Below are 16,738 nucleotides of genomic sequence, written 5' to 3'. Positions count from 1 at the left end.
TGATGTTTGTGTCACTTTATTACTTTAATCGATAAAAAACGCCTAAAACGCACTTTTTTATTGCCTTGTTGAACCTCTGTGCTTGCTGAAATCAAGGTGCATTGGTAAAGTTAGCGGATATTTATAAATTACCAACCAGGATGCGGTTTTTCCATGTTTAAAAAGCTTCGGGGAATGTTCTCTAATGATTTGTCAATCGACCTCGGTACAGCAAATACTCTGATTTATATTAAAGACCAGGGTATTGTTCTGAATGAACCGTCTGTAGTGGCAATTCGACAAGAGCGCGCTGGCGGCCCCAAAAGTGTGGCAGCAGTGGGGCGTGAAGCCAAACAAATGTTGGGTAGAACTCCTGGCAATATCAAAGCAATAAGACCCATGAAAGATGGAGTTATTGCAGACTTTTATGTCACCGAAAAAATGCTTCAGCATTTTATCAAACAAGTTCACGACAATAATTTTTTAAGGCCTAGTCCTAGAGTACTGGTTTGTGTACCGTGTGGTTCTACTCAGGTTGAACGTCGCGCGATCAGAGAGTCGGCATTAGGTGCAGGAGCTCGTGAAGTATATTTAATTGATGAGCCTATGGCCGCGGCAATTGGAGCGGGTTTACCTGTATCAGAAGCAACCGGTTCTATGGTGGTCGATATTGGTGGTGGTACCACTGAAGTGGCTATTATTTCATTAAACGGTATCGTGTATTCCTCTTCAGTCAGAATTGGTGGTGATAAATTTGATGAGGCGATTATTTCTTATATTCGTCGTAATTTTGGTTCTTTAATCGGTGAAGCAACTGCTGAACGAATCAAACACGAAATTGGTGCAGCTTATCCAGGCGAAGAAGTAAAAGAAATTGAAGTACGTGGCCGTAACTTAGCTGAAGGTGTGCCTCGTGGATTCACACTTAATAGCAACGAAATTCTTGAAGCATTACAAGAGCCATTAACAGGTATTGTTTCTGCTGTGATGGTGGCTTTAGAGCAATCTCCTCCAGAGCTAGCTTCAGATATATCAGAAAGAGGTATGGTGTTAACGGGTGGTGGCGCTTTATTAAAAGATTTAGATCGCTTATTAATGGAAGAAACAGGCATACCCGTTGTGATTGCTGATGATCCACTGACTTGTGTAGCTAGAGGTGGTGGTAAGGCATTTGAAATGATCGATATGCATGGTGGAGATCTGTTTAGCTACGAATAATCTTTAATTATTATGAATGAAGGCAGCATTTGTGCTGCCTTTTAACCATTTATACTAGTCATTTAAAACAAGACTTGAAATCGACTCAATTATACAAGTCAGCGACTTGTTTAATCAGTCCACACTCACTGAAACACTAATTCTAAGGAAGTTTGGGTACATAATGAATTTGATGTTTTCTAGAGGTCCATCTCTACAAAGCCGTTTGGCACTAGGCTTGTGTATGTCCGTAGCACTCATTTTATTTGACCACAAATTAAATGGTTTCGGTACCACACGTGTTTATTTAAATTCGTTAGTCAGTCCCTTGCAGTATTTAGCCAACCTTCCAGGAGAGATGTTAAATACCAGTGCAAGTCGCTTGGTATCCCATGAACGACTCGTGACTGAAAATGCTAAATTAACTCATGATGCGGTATTAATGAGTGAACAACTTCAACGTTTAACTTTCCTGCAAAAAGAAAACGAACGATTACGCAGCTTACTAAACGCCCCTGTAAATAACCATACAGAACGCTTAGTGGCAGAGTTAATGGCCGTTGACAACAACCCTTACAGTCATCAAATAGTTATTAACAAAGGTGCTATACACGGTGTATTTGAAGGTCAACCTGTATTAGATGACAAAGGCATAGTCGGTCAAATTCAACAAGTGAGCTCCACCAATAGTCGAGTATTACTTATAGCTGATGTTACTCATGCTATCCCAGTTAGAGTGGCACGAAATAATGTACGCTTGATTGTTGCAGGATCTGGAAGTTTACGTGAGTTATTTATTCCTCATGTACCTCACAGTAACGAACTACAAGTAGGTGATTTATTGTTATCTTCCGGCCTAGGAAACGTGTTTCCTGAAGGTTATCCAGTCGCTACTATTAGTTCAATCGTTAGAGATGAAAGCCGCCCATTTGCCCAAGTATTAGTGACTCCAGTTGCACAACTTGATCGCCTAAAATACTTACTGGTGCTATGGCCCAATCAACAGGCAAAAGATGAAGTTTTGCTTGAGGACCCACAATAATGAGCCTACGAAATTATTCTATTGCTTTAAGCATTATTGTTGCGCTTGTATTACAAATTATGCCCATGCCAGCAATTGTTGATTTATATCGTCCAGATTGGGTAATGTTGGTCTTAAGTTATTGGGTTTTAGCCCTACCTAACCGAGTGAACGTGGGCGTCGCATTTTTTACCGGTTTGATTTTAGATATTTTACTTGGCACCAGTATGGGTGTGCATAGTTTTGCTTTATGTCTCAGTATTTATGTTCTGGCCGCAAATTATCAACGATTACGTAACTATTCGGTTTGGCAGCAGTCAATTATCATTGGTATTTTAAACGCTTTATATAATTTGGTGGTGTTTTGGTTACAACATTTAATCACTGACATTTATTTTCTGTTTGATTATTTATGGCCAGTTGCCAGCTCAGTTGTTATGTGGCCTTGGTTATTTTGGTTATTGCGCAAAGTACGTCGCCAACTAAGATTACACTAGATATGCTGATTCTAGCGTCACAATCTCCTCGTAGAGCTGAACTTTTATCTCAGTTGGGCATTAAGTTTAGTCAAAGTTCAGCCAATATAAATGAAACCCCTCTACCTACTGAAAATCCACTAGACTACGTACTAAGAATGGCATCCGAGAAATCTAAACTTGGTTGGCAAAACTCAGCAAAAAACGACTGGGTATTGGGCGCTGATACTATCGTGCTAGCAAAAGGTGAAATTTTGGGTAAACCGAATGATCAAGCTGACTCTCAACGTATGTTAAAAACCTTGTCAGACTCCACACATACAGTCATAACAGCGGTATGCATTACAAATGGCGAGCAACAAAATTCCGTTATAGTTGAAACTCTAGTTACTTTTGGCGCTCTAAGTTCTAAGTTAATCGATTGGTATTGGCAAACTGGTGAGCCTCAAGACAAAGCCGGTAGTTATGGTATTCAAGGGCTAGGCGGACAATTTGTGAAACACATTAAAGGCAGCTATAGCGCAGTAGTTGGGTTACCCTTATATGAAACAAAATTGCTTTTAACAGAAAATGGGGTGATCAATGAGTGCTGAATTATTAATAAATGTTACCCCTTCAGAATCACGGGTTGCACTTATTGAAAATGGAATTTTGCAAGAGATCCATATTGAAAGACACACCAAACGTGGCTTAGTTGGGAATATTTATCGAGGAAAAGTCAGTCGAGTTCTCCCTGGCATGCAAGCTGCTTTTGTGGATATTGGCTTAGATAAGGCCGCATTTTTACATGCCTCTGATATTGCAGTACACAGTGAAATTGAAGAAGAAGTCTCTTCTAGCCACCTTGAAAAACGCGATATTCGAGAGCTAGTCCGCGATGGTCAAAACATAGTAGTACAAGTAGTAAAAGATCAGATAGGCACCAAAGGCGCCCGTTTGACTACCGATATTACTATCCCTTCACGCTACTTGGTCTTTATGCCAAGTGTAGAACACGTAGGTGTTTCTCAAAGAATCGAAGACGAAGAAGAACGAGAACGGTTAAAAGGGCTGGTGCAAGAATTTTGTAGCGAACACGGGGGGTTTATTCTACGTACCGCTGCTGAAGGGGTTAAATCCCAAGAGCTCACTCAAGATGCAGATTTTTTACGTCGCTTATGGCAGAAAATTCGTTCACGAATGAAGAATAAGTCTCATATTTTGTATGAAGATTTACCTTTAGCTAGAAGGGTGTTACGTGATTTTGTTGGGACAGAGTTAGATAGAATTCGAATTGATTCTAAATTGTCATTTAATGAATTACAGCATTTTACTAAAGAATATGCCCCAGAATTAAATGGTTTATTAGAGTATTACCCGGGCGATAGACCTATTTTTGACTTGTACGACGTTGAAAATGAAGCACAACGGTCTTTAGAAAGGCGTGTAGATTTAAAGTCAGGTGGATATTTAATCATAGATCAAACCGAAGCTATGACCACAATTGATATCAATACGGGCGCTTTTGTTGGTCATAGAAACCTAGAAGAAACTATATTCAATACCAATATTGAAGCGACCCAAGCCATTGCAAGGCAACTAAGATTACGTAATTTAGGTGGCATGATCTTAATTGATTTCATCGACATGTCCGAGGAAGATCATAAACGCCGTGTAATGCACAGTTTAGAAGTAGCCACGAGTAAAGACAGAGCTAAAATTAATATTCATGGCTTTACTGCTCTTGGTTTAATAGAGATGACACGTAAGCGCACCCGTGAAAGTTTAGAACATGTATTATGTGGAGAGTGCCCAGTATGTAAGGGTAGAGGCTCGGTTAAAACAGTCGAAACAGTATGTTTCGAAATAATGCGTGAAATTGTGCGAGTCAATCGAGCTTACGACGCAGATAAATTTGTGGTGTACGCCTCGCCAGCAGTGGTGGAAGCTTTGCTTGGCGAAGAATCTCACATGTTAGCTGAGTTGGAAATATTCGTAACCAAACAAATTAATGTACATACAGAAGCCTTATACAGCCAAGATAAGTTTGACGTGGTTATGATGTAACAGTGATGTAGATCATTCGATTTATATAAAAAGTAGAAGAAAACGTGAAAAAAGAGTCAAAGTCAGCGTCATTTTATGTCGCCTATGTGGTCAAAAAGCTCTGGACATTTATTGCCCTGAGTTTAGTTGTGATCGCCGTTGCTCTGAGTGTAGTGCGTTATTCTCTGCCTTACATGAATGATCAAAAACACTATTTAGAACAATGGTTGTCGCAACAAGTTGGGGCAGATATTTATATCGGTACTATCACAGCTAAATGGCAAGGGGTAGGGCCGGCAATAGTATTAGAAGATTTAGAATTAGCTCAAACAGGTTCATCTCCAGTAAAACTAAAAATCAATGAAACCTCAATTGAAGTAGATTTTTGGCAATCTGTCTTGGCTAAACAAATTCAAGCCAATAAGTTTGACCTAGAAGGATTAGAGCTGACACTGGAGTTAACCTCTCTAGGACAAGATGAGTCAGAATATCCAATCGTTGAAGCACTTGAAAAACTGTTTTTACAACAATTGCAGTTGTTTTCGATTAGTGACAGTAAAATTATTTTGAACACCCCCCAAGACCAGCAAGTGGTACTGATTGACCAAGTATCTTGGGTTAACAAAGACCAACATCACCAAGGTGTGGGTCAATTACAAATCGAAGAAATAGCCAAAAACTCATCTTCATTTATTTTAGATTTGCATGGTGATTTACAAACTTTAAATGGTACTTTTTACGCTAAGGGTGAAGAGGTTGATTTGTCCCCATGGGTCGAACAATGGTTAGTTACCTCCCATGAACTAGTGGAAAGTCGTGGTAGTTTTGTGATGTGGGCTGCAATTGGAAACAACAAAGTAGATTCAGTTCAACTCGATTTATCCAACAGTCGTTTTGCTTGGAATACCCGAAATGGCGACAAAAATGGTGAAATAAAAGCAGAAATTATAGATGGCCAAATTAGTGCTAGCCCTAAACAACAAGACTGGCTCTTTAACTTAGATAACTTGAATTTACAAATTAACGATAGGGTAATCAACAGTGATTGGTTGGCTAAAATATCAAAATCAGGTGACTTGCTGTTACAACAGGATAAAAAAATCAAGCTATCGCCACTTATAGACTTGTTACCATTAGTATTAAATCAACAAAACTTGGCAAGCATTAGCGCGCTACAACCTGAAGCAGAGCTAACATCTTTGTTGCTGAATCGTAACGAGTCAGGTGAAATCACAATAAATGCAACCATCTCGGATATAGGCTGGCAGCAAACGTCTTATTTACCTGGCATGCAAGGTATTGATGCTGAAATAAATTGGCATAAAGACAATGGCTTATTGTCTTTAAAAAGCAAAGCCGGCATCTTATCCATAAACCAAATATTACCTGAAGACATCCCATACCAGAGATTCTTTACTGATTTATACCTAAGTAGCTCAGATAAAAACTTCACAGTTACCACTGACAATGCCCTGTTTAAAAGCGACCCACTCACTTTTTCCCCACACTTATTTTATGATAGCCAAGATCAATACCTCACTTTCAGTGCAAAAATTGAAAAGTTGGATGTGGCCAGCTTAGATAACTTATATCCTACAAATTTAATGGGTGAACAAACACGGGCTTATCTAATTGAGTCATTGCTTGGTGGCCAAATATCAGCGGCCAATCTGTTATGGCATGGAAAACTAAATGCCTTTCCATTTGCTCAAAATCAGGGAGTATTTCAAGCCAATGTCAAGATTAAACAAGGCCAGTTAAAATTTGCTCCTCAGTGGCCAGCACTCACCGAACTAGACATTGATTTATTGTTTGAAAATCAAAGTCTGTATATGACAAGTCAACAAGGAAAATTATTAGACGTAGACCTAATAAACATGTCAGCGAAAATTCCTAAATTAGCAAACAATGCCATTTTAAATATAGATGCAAAAGCTAAAGCATTAGGACAAGAGGTCACAGACCTAATGTTAGAATCTAATTTGGCTGATACCTTAGGTCACACTTTACAACAGGTACAAATTAGTGGGCCAATAGAAACTGAGCTAAATTTACATATTCCACTTTCGGGTAATCAGGTGGTTGCTAAAGGCAAAGCCTACTTGTCTAGTAACCAAGTCAAGATTCCAAGTCTTGATATAAGCCTAGAGCAAGCAAATGGCGTTGCTGAATTTAATAACGACCTGGTCAAGTTTAGTGATATGCAAGCCATGTTACTAAAACAGCCTGTATTGATATCATTCGATGGCGCCCAGCAGGAACAAGGATACCAAGCCAAGATAAATTTAAGTGGAGATTGGCAAATAACACCTCTACTTGAAGATTATTACTCTAACCTCCTACCTTATTTAAATGGGCATAGTCAGTGGGATGGCCAAGTTGACTTAACTTTAATCAAGGATGGTTACATATACTCAGCAGCAATCAACAGTGAGTTAAAAAATTTAGCCTCTAATTTACCAACACCTTTTGCCAAAACAGCACAAGAATTAATGTATCTCAGCTCAACTATTCAGGGTAATCAACAAGCTTCATCAATTAATATTAAACTCGGCGATAAAATTGAATTTAATGGTAATCTCCCTCATCAAGATATGCAGTTTTCTCGTGCCCATCTGGCAATAGGAGATTCAGATATAGTCGGTATGGGACTGGGTTTCAGTGTTTCAGCAAAGTTACCTAATATCGATACTGGCCAATGGTATCGTACCATCAATAGCTTAATTAGCGATTTACCTGAAAGTGTTACTTCTCAAGATAAGAAACCATTATTAGAAGCGCCGAAAAGAATATTTATTAGCGCTGATAATGCAATTGTCGCTTCGCAAAAATTAACCGACTTAGATGTTGTAGCAAAAAATACCAGTGACTCTTGGTTGCTAGATATCAATGCTAAACAAGCCAGAATGGAAATAGCCATATACAAAGAGTGGCTTAACAAAGGTGTAAATATCAATGCTGACTTTATTCAATTGGCAAAATGGCAAACAGACGAAACACCTGCCCCCCCAAAAAATAAAGCTGAAAATAACAATCAATTTTCAGCAGATCTAGATTCCTTGCCGCCTATAAACTTTTCATGCGCTCGTTGTCGTTATTTAGATCACGATCTCGGAAAAGTAGATTTTAGTTTAACTAGAGCAGCCACTGGCATGCGTATCAACAAGATTAGATTAAAAAATGATTACGGCTTATTTAACGGTGAGGGAGATTGGTTCTTAGTAAAAAATAAAAGTAGCACTCGATTAAAAGGTGACTTTTCTAGCACTGATTTTGGTGCATTTCTAAAAGGATTTAATTTTAACTCAGGTATAAAAGACTCTGAAGCCGCAGCAAGTTTTGATATTAGCTGGCAACGAGCACCCTACGAGTTTAATTTTGAATCACTCAACGGGCAAATTGACTGGCGTCTAAGTGATGGGTACTTAACCGAAGTAACCGATAAAGGTTCAAGAATTTTTAGTTTACTAAGCTTAGAGTCCTTAGTTAGAAAACTCACCTTAGATTTTAGAGACGTATTTGCCAAGGGATTCTTTTACAACAAAATTGACGGCAGTTTTCAACTTCAAAATGGCGTAGCCGATACCCAAGACACAATTGTAGACGGAGGGGCGGGTGAAATAACCATGCGTGGATACACAGACTTAACAGCACAACAATTAAATTACCAAATTGAATTTGCCCCCAAAGTAACATCGAGTTTGCCAGTTATCGTTGCCTGGATGGTGAACCCAGCTACCGCATTAGCAGCACTGGCCATAGATCAAGTTTTAACCTCAGCAAAAGTGATTTCTAATATTAAATTTTCCTTAACCGGCACCTTAGATGATCCACAATTAAAAGAATTAGGCCGAGACAGTAAAGAAATAAGCTTACCAGCCAAAACAAAGCCTACTCCCGAGCCGCAAGGTGAACCTGATTTATTCCCAGTAGATAGTAAATTAATTGAACCTGTCAACTTACAGGTTCCAGCACAGGAGCCTATTAATGGCTAATATTGTCGCCATTCAAATGACTTCCACACCAGATGTCACTGAAAACCTCCAATTTGTCGAGCAAGAATTACAAAAATTGCCACCACAAAGGCCTTGTCTTGTAGTGTTACCAGAATGTTTCGCTTGTTTTGGTGGCAATGAGTACACAATTTTACAAGTGGCTGAAGATAAAAATAGTGGCCCCGTTCAAAACCGCATTGCGGAATTAGCTAAACAATATGATGTGTGGATAGTCGCTGGCAGTTTTCCAATATTGTGCGACATTCCTGATAAATATACAGCTTCTTGCTTATTATTTAATAACCAAGGTGCAGCGCTTGAAGAGTATCAAAAGATCCATTTATTTGATGTACAAATCAGCGACAATACAGGTACTTATCTAGAATCTAGTTATACCCAAGCGGGTAATAAGTTGGTCGTAGTAGACACACCATTCGGTAATTTGGGACTGGCTGTTTGTTACGACATTCGATTCGCGGCTATGTTTACCGCTATGAGCCAGATTGCCCCACTAGACGTATTGGCGTTGCCTGCAGCCTTTACTCAAAAAACCGGCCAAGCCCATTGGCAGCATTTATTAAATGCTAGGGCGATTGAAAATCAATGCTATTTAGTGGCTGCTAACCAAACAGGTAAACATGTAAATCAGCGGCAAACATACGGTCACTCATGTATCATATCTCCATGGGGACAAACTTTAGCTGAGTTGCCACAAGAAACAGGCACCATTTGCACTCAGATTGACCACGCCTTAATAAGCAAAATTCGCGCTAACATGCCTGTTCATCAACATAACAAATTCAGGAGTCAACTTGTCTAACTTGGTAGAAGAAAATTTACTGACCGCGTCTGATCTTAGTCGTTCAACTTTAGAGTCAGCATTAGAAAGCATTTATGCCCACGACACCGATTACGCTGATTTATATTTTCAATCTAGCCAACATGAAACTTGGGTATTAGAAGACGGCATTATCAAAGAAGGTAGCTATAACATTGAGCGAGGGGTAGGTGTTCGAGCAGTAAATGGTGAAAAAACAGGTTTCGCCTATTCCGACGACATTTCTCCCGATGCATTAATAAAGGCAGCTAAAGCTTCTCGTAGTATTTCTGCGGCTGGCGGCAAACATAAAATCACGCCACTACAAGCTAGCACCGCTCATAGCCGCTACTCTTCGGACAACCCAATCTTAGCTATGCAAGATCAAGAAAAAATAGCCCTATTGCGTTTAGTTGATGAATACATACGTAAACAAGAACCCGCTTTAACTCAAGTTATCATCAGTATCAGTGGTGTTTATGAAGAAATACTGATTGCCGCCACTGACGGTACTTTTTGTACCGACGTACGTCCATTGATTAGGCTTAATTGCTCAGTGCTGATGGAACAAGATGGACGTCGAGAAAGAGGCAGTTCTGGGGCCGGAGGCCGTTATGCATACGATTATTTTAAGGCTCAAGACGATGGTAGCCCTCGTTATCAACAAATAGCTGATGAAGCGATCCATATGGCACGGATTAATATGCAAGCTATTCCAGCTCCAGCCGGACAAATGCCGGTTGTTTTAGGTAGCGGTTGGCCTGGCGTATTATTACACGAAGCCGTAGGCCATGGTTTAGAAGGCGACTTTAACCGTAAAGGCGCCTCTACCTTCAGTGGCCGTATCGGCGAACAAGTGGCTGCCAAAGGATGTACAGTGGTAGATGATGGCACACTAGCCAATAGACGCGGCTCATTGAGTGTGGACGACGAAGGTACCCCAACTCAATATAATGTGCTGATTGAAGATGGCGTATTAAAAGGTTACATGCAGGACAAAATGAATGCGCGTTTGATGGGCGTTGCAGCCACTGGAAATGGTCGACGAGAGTCATATGCTCACTTGCCTATGCCCCGTATGACCAACACCTATATGTTAGGTGGAGAATACGAACCAGAAGAAATTATTGCTTCAATTGACAAAGGCATTTATGCGCCTAATTTTGGTGGCGGACAAGTTGATATCACTTCAGGTAAATTTGTATTCTCTACATCAGAAGCTTATTTAATCGAAAAAGGCAAAATTACTGCGCCAATCAAAGGTGCCACTTTAATTGGTAATGGTCCTGAAGCCATGCAAAAAATATCCATGATAGGCAACGACTTGGCTTTAGATAATGGAGTTGGAGTGTGCGGTAAAGATGGACAAAGTGTACCGGTGGGCGTAGGCCAACCCACCCTTAAAGTAGATGAGTTAACCGTAGGTGGAACAGCTTAATTTGAGACTAAGCTTAAACTTAGGTATGTATTAAACCCCAGTGAGCCAATTGGTTTACTGGGCTATTTTTTCATCAACTCACTGTTATATATCATTTTGCAAAAACTAATTTAGTGGAACTAGCATACTAACTGAAGATTCAATTCCGCTAGGCGTGGTAATAGTGACAGAGACCGCAGCTTGAGTAGATGTGCCTACTAGATTATTTGTTAAAATAAAGGTCGCACTCGCTTCAGAATTCACATTTGTACTCTGCATCTCGAAGTTTATTTGCCCAGATAATAAGCCAGCACTAGATGACACAACAATGTTAGAACCACTTGGAATAGGCTGACGTGCCGTATCCGCAAATACTAATGTGTATGAGCGAGCTTCTCCTCGTTCAATGCTAGCAATTGAAACTGTATCTTGATAATTACTGGCTAAAATTGCATTACTCTTATTAGTAATATCAATTTGAGCTTCAGAGCTTGAGGTTACTAAAATAAGTGCTCGGCGAACATGCATGGTATTTGCTTCACCTGTACCGCAACTATTGCCTGTACAATGTGGTCCATTAAACAGAGTATCAGGCCCATCAAAGACTCCGTTAGCATTATAATCCAGGAAAATTTCGCCAGAATCTTTTACACGATCTTCATCATCATCGCGCCAAGCTTCACTAATATCAACGAAGCCTGTGTTGCCATATAAACTAGTCGATAAACCGTTATCAGTACTGTCGTTAAATCCTATTCCATCAGTATCATCATAAATATTGTTTCCATTGCCATCAAATAAAGTTTCATGGCCGATAGCAGTAGCTAATATGGTAATTCGGTGATCGGGAACCGTAGGTTGCGCACTGGTCCAAGTTACAGAACAAGCACCTGCAATAGTATTACAACTACCATCTATTGAACCGCCCTCTGCCGTAAAATTAATTGTCGTTCCATCTGGAACTGGATTGTTAAAGGTATCCGATAACCTTGCCACTAAATTGACCTGTTGTTCATTGATGTTAAAAGCTTCTGGGTTCAAATTGTCTGCTGAAAGCGTAATACTATTTTGATCAGGTAACCCAGTATTGACAGACAATAAATCTGATTGAGTAATAATAGTACTACCTGACTCTGTTTGGGCTTTAGCCGTGACTCGCACCGAAGTAGGAACGTTACCGGCAGTAACTCTTGTACTTACTTGCCCCTGCGAGTTGGTGAAACCTGATTCAGAAGAAAGGTGAAGACCACCAGTTTGTGTATTAAGGCCAAAGGAAACTTCTTGTTGAGCTAATGGATTACCCAAGGCTCCGTTAACTTGGAATATCAACGTAGATACAGAAAAGCTATTTTGACCGCCTGTACCACGCAAAACTAAAGTGCTTGGTTCAGCCGATACAAAAGACAGCGAACCGATAGACTCAGCTTGAATATTGATAGTTTGAGATACACTCAAGGTGGCATTATTAACGACCACTGATGCAACTATGACATCTATGTTGCCATTACCACCTGCACAACTTAAATCTTCAAATGTTGCATTTGCAACGCCATTTATAGAATTAACAACGGTGTCTATATTGGCAAAACCATCCGCTACACAGTTAGAGGTAAAGGTGACTGGAGTTTGAGTTAGAATACGTTGATCATTTTCATCGACTAACGCAATGGTTAAACCTAAAGTTCCGCCTGCGCTAATTTCTACATTGCTTGCAGTATCTAGCGCACTGGCACTAACCCCAAGTTGATTTTCAATAAATGCACCATTGTCATCGAAGTGTCCTAAGCGGATCACTTGCTCGCTAATTGCACCCGCGGCTTGTACTTCATAATTCAACGAACTGGCTAAATCGATATCATTTACCATGGCTGATGCAGTGGCGACAGCAGCACCGATATCTTCGTTTGCAGCTGATAGCGTGACTTGGGCAATACCATGGGCATCAGTTAATGCTGAATCGGTATTTAAGGTGCCTCGTTGAGCGTTGAAGGTAACAACCACACCAGAAAGGGGAGATTGGTTTATATCAACAACTTGAGTTTGCAATTGAACTTCGGTTTCTGCTTGAAAACGGTTGACGGCTTCACCGTTATTTAACATACCAATTTGAATTATTGCTATTGATTCTAAAGCAGAACTGTTGCTTAGGTATTCATAATTTTGCTCTACACTTAGCTCACCAAAACTTGCACTTAAAACGGCTGCACCTACTTCTGTACTTTCACCAATAAGAGTAATTTGAGCTATGCCTTGTGCGTTTGTCAATTTACTTGCAGTTGATAGAGAACCTAATGCGCTGTTAAAGGTAATGATTTCCCCTGACACTGGGGTGCCGTCTAACAATAGGCTGGCTTGTATGCAGACATTTTGTCCGGCGATATAGCTCTGTACTGTAGTTAAACATTGCTCATCAAAAGTTTCCAAAGTCAGGGTGTAATTGAGTATTTCACTATCAGTATTACCACCATTTCCAAAAGGATCGGATCCATTTTCTCCCGATACTCCACCGCCACAACTCACTAAAAAAAGAATAACAAATAACAATGAAGAAAATGAGGTATTAGTCAGCTGCATGTTAATTATCCAATAATAACTTCTTTCAAATATTTAAATAACTCTCGTGAGGCTTTAGGCGGCTTATTTTCTGCTTGTTGTTTTTTGGCCTGACGTACTAGTTGGCGAAGTTTTTGCCTATCTAACAATGGCTCTTCAACTAAGGTGTCTTCGATTTTTTGATCACCTTGAGCAATCATCTCATCTCGTAACTCTTCAATTCTATGAAATGCATTATTAGCTTTTTTATGGGCAGATTTAATGTTTAATAGAGCTTGTTCAATTGGCACTACGTCTCTGCTACGCATTAATTTACCAATCAATTGCAACTGGCGCCTATAACCTTCTTTTTTACGTAGAATTCGTCTTGCCAGCATTACCGCATCGAGTAACTCAGCATCTAACGGTATTTTTGCCAATTCAGACGCGCCTAAATCTACCAAGGAAGTACCCAATTTTTGTAGTTCATTGGCTTGGGCTTTTATTTGAGTTTTACTCAGGAATTCTGTGTCTTCTTCTATGTCGAAGTCTTCTTCCACATCAATGTTTTTTCTTGGATCAACCATGTCATTATCTTTAGTGATACACTAATACAAGATTGTAACCTTGAAAGCATCAATAAACTATACACATTTGGCCAAAGCACGATTCTGGGCTCCAACAAGTGTTAGAACACGAAGGATTTATGCAGCAACAATTATCTGAAATTCAAAACATAGTAGAAGACGTATTAACACTAGCTAAACAAAAAGGCGCGACACAAGCGGAAGCCAGCATGTCTAAAGTACAAGGCATAGCTGTATCCTCTCGCTTGAAAGAAGTCGAAACCGTAGAATTTACCAATGATGGTGGATTAGGTATTACTGTTTACCATGGCAAGAAAAAAGGTAGCGCATCTACCGCCGACTTATCACCAGCGGCCTTAAAGTTAACTGTTGAAAAAGCCATCGAAATCGCTAAATACACCAGTGAAGATGATTGTTCTGGCTTAGCTGATAAATCTCTCATGGCATATGACTACCCTGATTTAGCTCTTTACCACCCGATCGAACTTGATACTGAATTAGCCATTAAGCAAGTTATTGCCGCCGAAACCAGTGCTTTAAATGTCGATCCTAGAATTAGTAACTCAGATGGAGCCTCTTATAATGCCAATATAGGCACTAAAGTTTACGGCAATAGTCACGGATTTAACGCTGGATACAATAGCAGTCGTTACAGTTTAAGTTGTGTGGTAATTGGTGAACAAGACGGTGATATGCAGCGAGACTATGCCTATTCAGTTAATCGCAACGCCACATTGTTAGACAGCCCAGAACAAATTGGTCGAGATGCCGCCCAATTTACCTTAGATAGATTAGGCGCGCAAAAAGTCAAAACCTGTAAAGTACCGGTTTTATTTCATAGAGAAGTCGCCTCGGGATTATTTGGACATTTTATTAATGCAATTAGTGGTGGCAGTTTGTATCGTCAATCTTCATTTTTATTAGATCATTTAGGTAAACAAGTGCTGCCTAATTGGTTTGATATTTCTGAACGACCACATATTTTGTCAGGCTTGGCGAGCTCTCCGTTTGATCATGAAGGGGTTATCACCCAAGACAGAGAAATAGTCACAGACGGTATATTAAATCAGTACTTATTAACCAGTTATTCTGCACGTAAACTTAAGATGCAAACCACAGGTCATGCTGGCGGGATCCACAACTGGTTTATTAAAAATACAGGTGAATCAGATCAAGCCATGTTGCAAAAATTAGGCACAGGGTTGTTAGTAACCGAATTAATGGGTCAAGGTGTGAATATAGTCACCGGCGATTATTCTCGTGGTGCAGCGGGGTTTTGGGTAGAAAATGGCGAAATCCAATATCCAGTACATGAAATTACCATAGCCGGTAATTTAAAAGATATGTTGAAGAATATTGTCGCCATAGGCGCTGTGCCAGAAACACGAGGCAGTGTACAAACTGGCTCAGTGCTAATTGAAAGTATGCAAGTTGCTGGTGATTAATATCAGCACTTGTACTTTTGTTTATCAATCTAAACGGCTAGCCTCTTGAACCTTTAGGACTTGGGGCGGCTATCAGTTCGTGTATGTAATTTAACGATGGTAATTTATGATTCTCTTGATAAAACAAACGATTTAACCGACCGAGTAAATTAACACTTCGAGAAGGATCATGGGCCTTTTTTCGATCAGGAGTGCTGGTTTGCAAAAACTCTGATGGCTTTAAATTCCAATCCAATATCTGCCGTTCAGTCACACCTAAACCTTGAATTGTACTCAGAATTCGTTCGGTTTTACTTTCGTTACAAGGAATAATTGAATTGACATAGACGTCTTGGATTGGCTGACTAACCGCTTCAATCGTATAATTTATGGCTTGCCAGATTTGGTCATGTTCAATGTGTACTCCTTGTGGCGCGTAATATCCCATAATTTCCCATTCTAATTCGGCATTATGTACAGCAATTGAACTGCCCACTTGATTAGAAAATGACAGGTCAGGGTTAGCACCTATGTTATAAGCATCCACCGATAAACCAACTACAATTGCCAAATCACCAATATTACGTTTATTAATATATATGCCTTCAAAGGCGGCTCGCTTTACTCCCATCCAGCCATGTACAACTGCTGGTTCAGTGGCAAACTGCCGAATATCCTCAGGTAAATCTTCTCCGTATTTATCAATAAATAAAGGGCTAGTATCATGCTCTAAAGCTTCATCAGGCACCCAAATTTCGTATTCTTGCCTATTGTCAGCTTTACCTCGACTTTTAATGCCGTAAGACAAATTAATAGGCCGGCAGATATTTCGCTCTTCATTGTCTTGATGAAAGTATTCAGAACGAAAACGTTTAATAAAAGGGGCATCTAATCCAGCGATGGCAGCAGTGGGGTATCGAAAACCGATATCGCTATTATTAATAATATAAAACCCAGAAATTTCGTGCCCTAAGATGTCTTTAACACCTTTAAAGGTTCGAAAATTTTCAACCACAATACTGCGTTCAGGCTCTATGGTTAACCGGCTACCATCATTGGCAACGAATTTCGGAATTTTATGGTAAGTACTATCCACTAAACCCAAACTTTTAACATACCCATTTCGAATGATGGCGAGTTCAGTAAAGAGTGCATCATGATTTTTAATGTACTTAAATAGTGGTCTATGTTTGATCATGGCGAGCCTTAGATTGAGCTATTTGTGCAACTATTAATATCTTTAAAAGCGAGTGATAGTCAATGGTCTA

Annotated in this window: 12 protein-coding genes; 9 read left to right on the top strand and 3 right to left on the bottom strand. The window is 39.8% G+C overall.

Translation table 11 applies throughout. From position 1 onward, the window contains the following. The first annotated feature begins 153 nt into the window (after positions 1-153). From L0668_RS04510 to tldD, 8 genes are all read left to right on the top strand, one after another. Positions 154-1,197, top strand: a complete 1,044-nt coding sequence (locus L0668_RS04510) for a rod shape-determining protein (RefSeq protein ID WP_235310888.1) — start codon at positions 154-156, stop codon at positions 1,195-1,197. 163 nt (positions 1,198-1,360) lie between these two features. Further along, positions 1,361-2,218 carry a rod shape-determining protein MreC gene (mreC, locus tag L0668_RS04505; RefSeq protein ID WP_235310887.1) on the top strand — a complete coding sequence of 286 codons (858 nt, stop codon included), beginning with the start codon at positions 1,361-1,363 and terminating at the stop codon, positions 2,216-2,218. Continuing rightward, entirely contained in the window at positions 2,218-2,694 is a 477-nt protein-coding gene (mreD, locus tag L0668_RS04500; protein ID WP_235310886.1) for a rod shape-determining protein MreD, read from the top strand. The genes mreC and mreD overlap by 1 nt, the downstream gene beginning before the upstream one ends. Before the next feature lie 2 nt (positions 2,695-2,696). Then, on the top strand, positions 2,697-3,266 hold the full coding sequence (locus L0668_RS04495) for a Maf family protein (RefSeq protein ID WP_235310885.1): 570 nt from the start codon (positions 2,697-2,699) through the stop codon (positions 3,264-3,266). Next, positions 3,256-4,719, top strand: a complete 1,464-nt coding sequence (gene rng / locus L0668_RS04490; RefSeq protein WP_235310884.1) for a ribonuclease G — start codon at positions 3,256-3,258, stop codon at positions 4,717-4,719. The genes L0668_RS04495 and rng overlap by 11 nt, the downstream gene beginning before the upstream one ends. Before the next feature lie 44 nt (positions 4,720-4,763). Next, positions 4,764-8,693: a YhdP family protein gene (locus tag L0668_RS04485; protein ID WP_235310883.1), complete on the top strand. Its 3,930-nt coding sequence runs from the start codon at positions 4,764-4,766 to the stop codon at positions 8,691-8,693. Further along, on the top strand, positions 8,686-9,513 hold the full coding sequence (locus tag L0668_RS04480) for a carbon-nitrogen hydrolase family protein (protein ID WP_235310882.1): 828 nt from the start codon (positions 8,686-8,688) through the stop codon (positions 9,511-9,513). Before L0668_RS04485 ends, L0668_RS04480 begins: the two co-directional genes overlap by 8 nt. Continuing rightward, positions 9,506-10,948, top strand: a complete 1,443-nt coding sequence (gene tldD / locus L0668_RS04475; protein ID WP_235310881.1) for a metalloprotease TldD — start codon at positions 9,506-9,508, stop codon at positions 10,946-10,948. Before L0668_RS04480 ends, tldD begins: the two co-directional genes overlap by 8 nt. 105 nt (positions 10,949-11,053) lie before the next feature. Here tldD and L0668_RS04470 read toward each other — a convergent pair whose 3' ends face one another. Then, positions 11,054-13,501, bottom strand: coding sequence for an Ig-like domain-containing protein (locus L0668_RS04470; protein ID WP_235310880.1), 2,448 nt, complete (start codon positions 13,499-13,501; stop codon positions 11,054-11,056). Positions 13,502-13,506: 5 nt separating this feature from the next. Then, the gene (yjgA, locus tag L0668_RS04465) at positions 13,507-14,046 is read right to left on the bottom strand and encodes a ribosome biogenesis factor YjgA (RefSeq protein ID WP_235310879.1); all 540 of its coding nucleotides are present in this window, start codon (positions 14,044-14,046) and stop codon (positions 13,507-13,509) included. A gap of 119 nt (positions 14,047-14,165) precedes the next feature. On the opposite strand from yjgA, the gene pmbA reads away from it, so the two are divergent. After that, a complete protein-coding gene (gene pmbA, locus L0668_RS04460) occupies positions 14,166-15,491 on the top strand; it encodes a metalloprotease PmbA (protein WP_235311214.1) in 1,326 nt (441 codons plus the stop codon). A 37-nt stretch (positions 15,492-15,528) separates the two neighbouring features. Here the strand turns inward: pmbA and L0668_RS04455 are convergent, their stop codons facing one another. Next, a complete protein-coding gene (locus tag L0668_RS04455) occupies positions 15,529-16,668 on the bottom strand; it encodes a hypothetical protein (protein ID WP_235310878.1) in 1,140 nt (379 codons plus the stop codon). Between the last annotated feature and the right edge of the window lie 70 nt (positions 16,669-16,738).

It is taken from the genome of Paraglaciecola algarum, from assembly GCF_021532655.1.
GTDB lineage: Bacteria > Pseudomonadota > Gammaproteobacteria > Enterobacterales > Alteromonadaceae > Paraglaciecola > Paraglaciecola algarum.
Note: the sequence above shows the minus strand (reverse complement) of the source record. Positions and strands in the feature narration are given on the sequence as shown.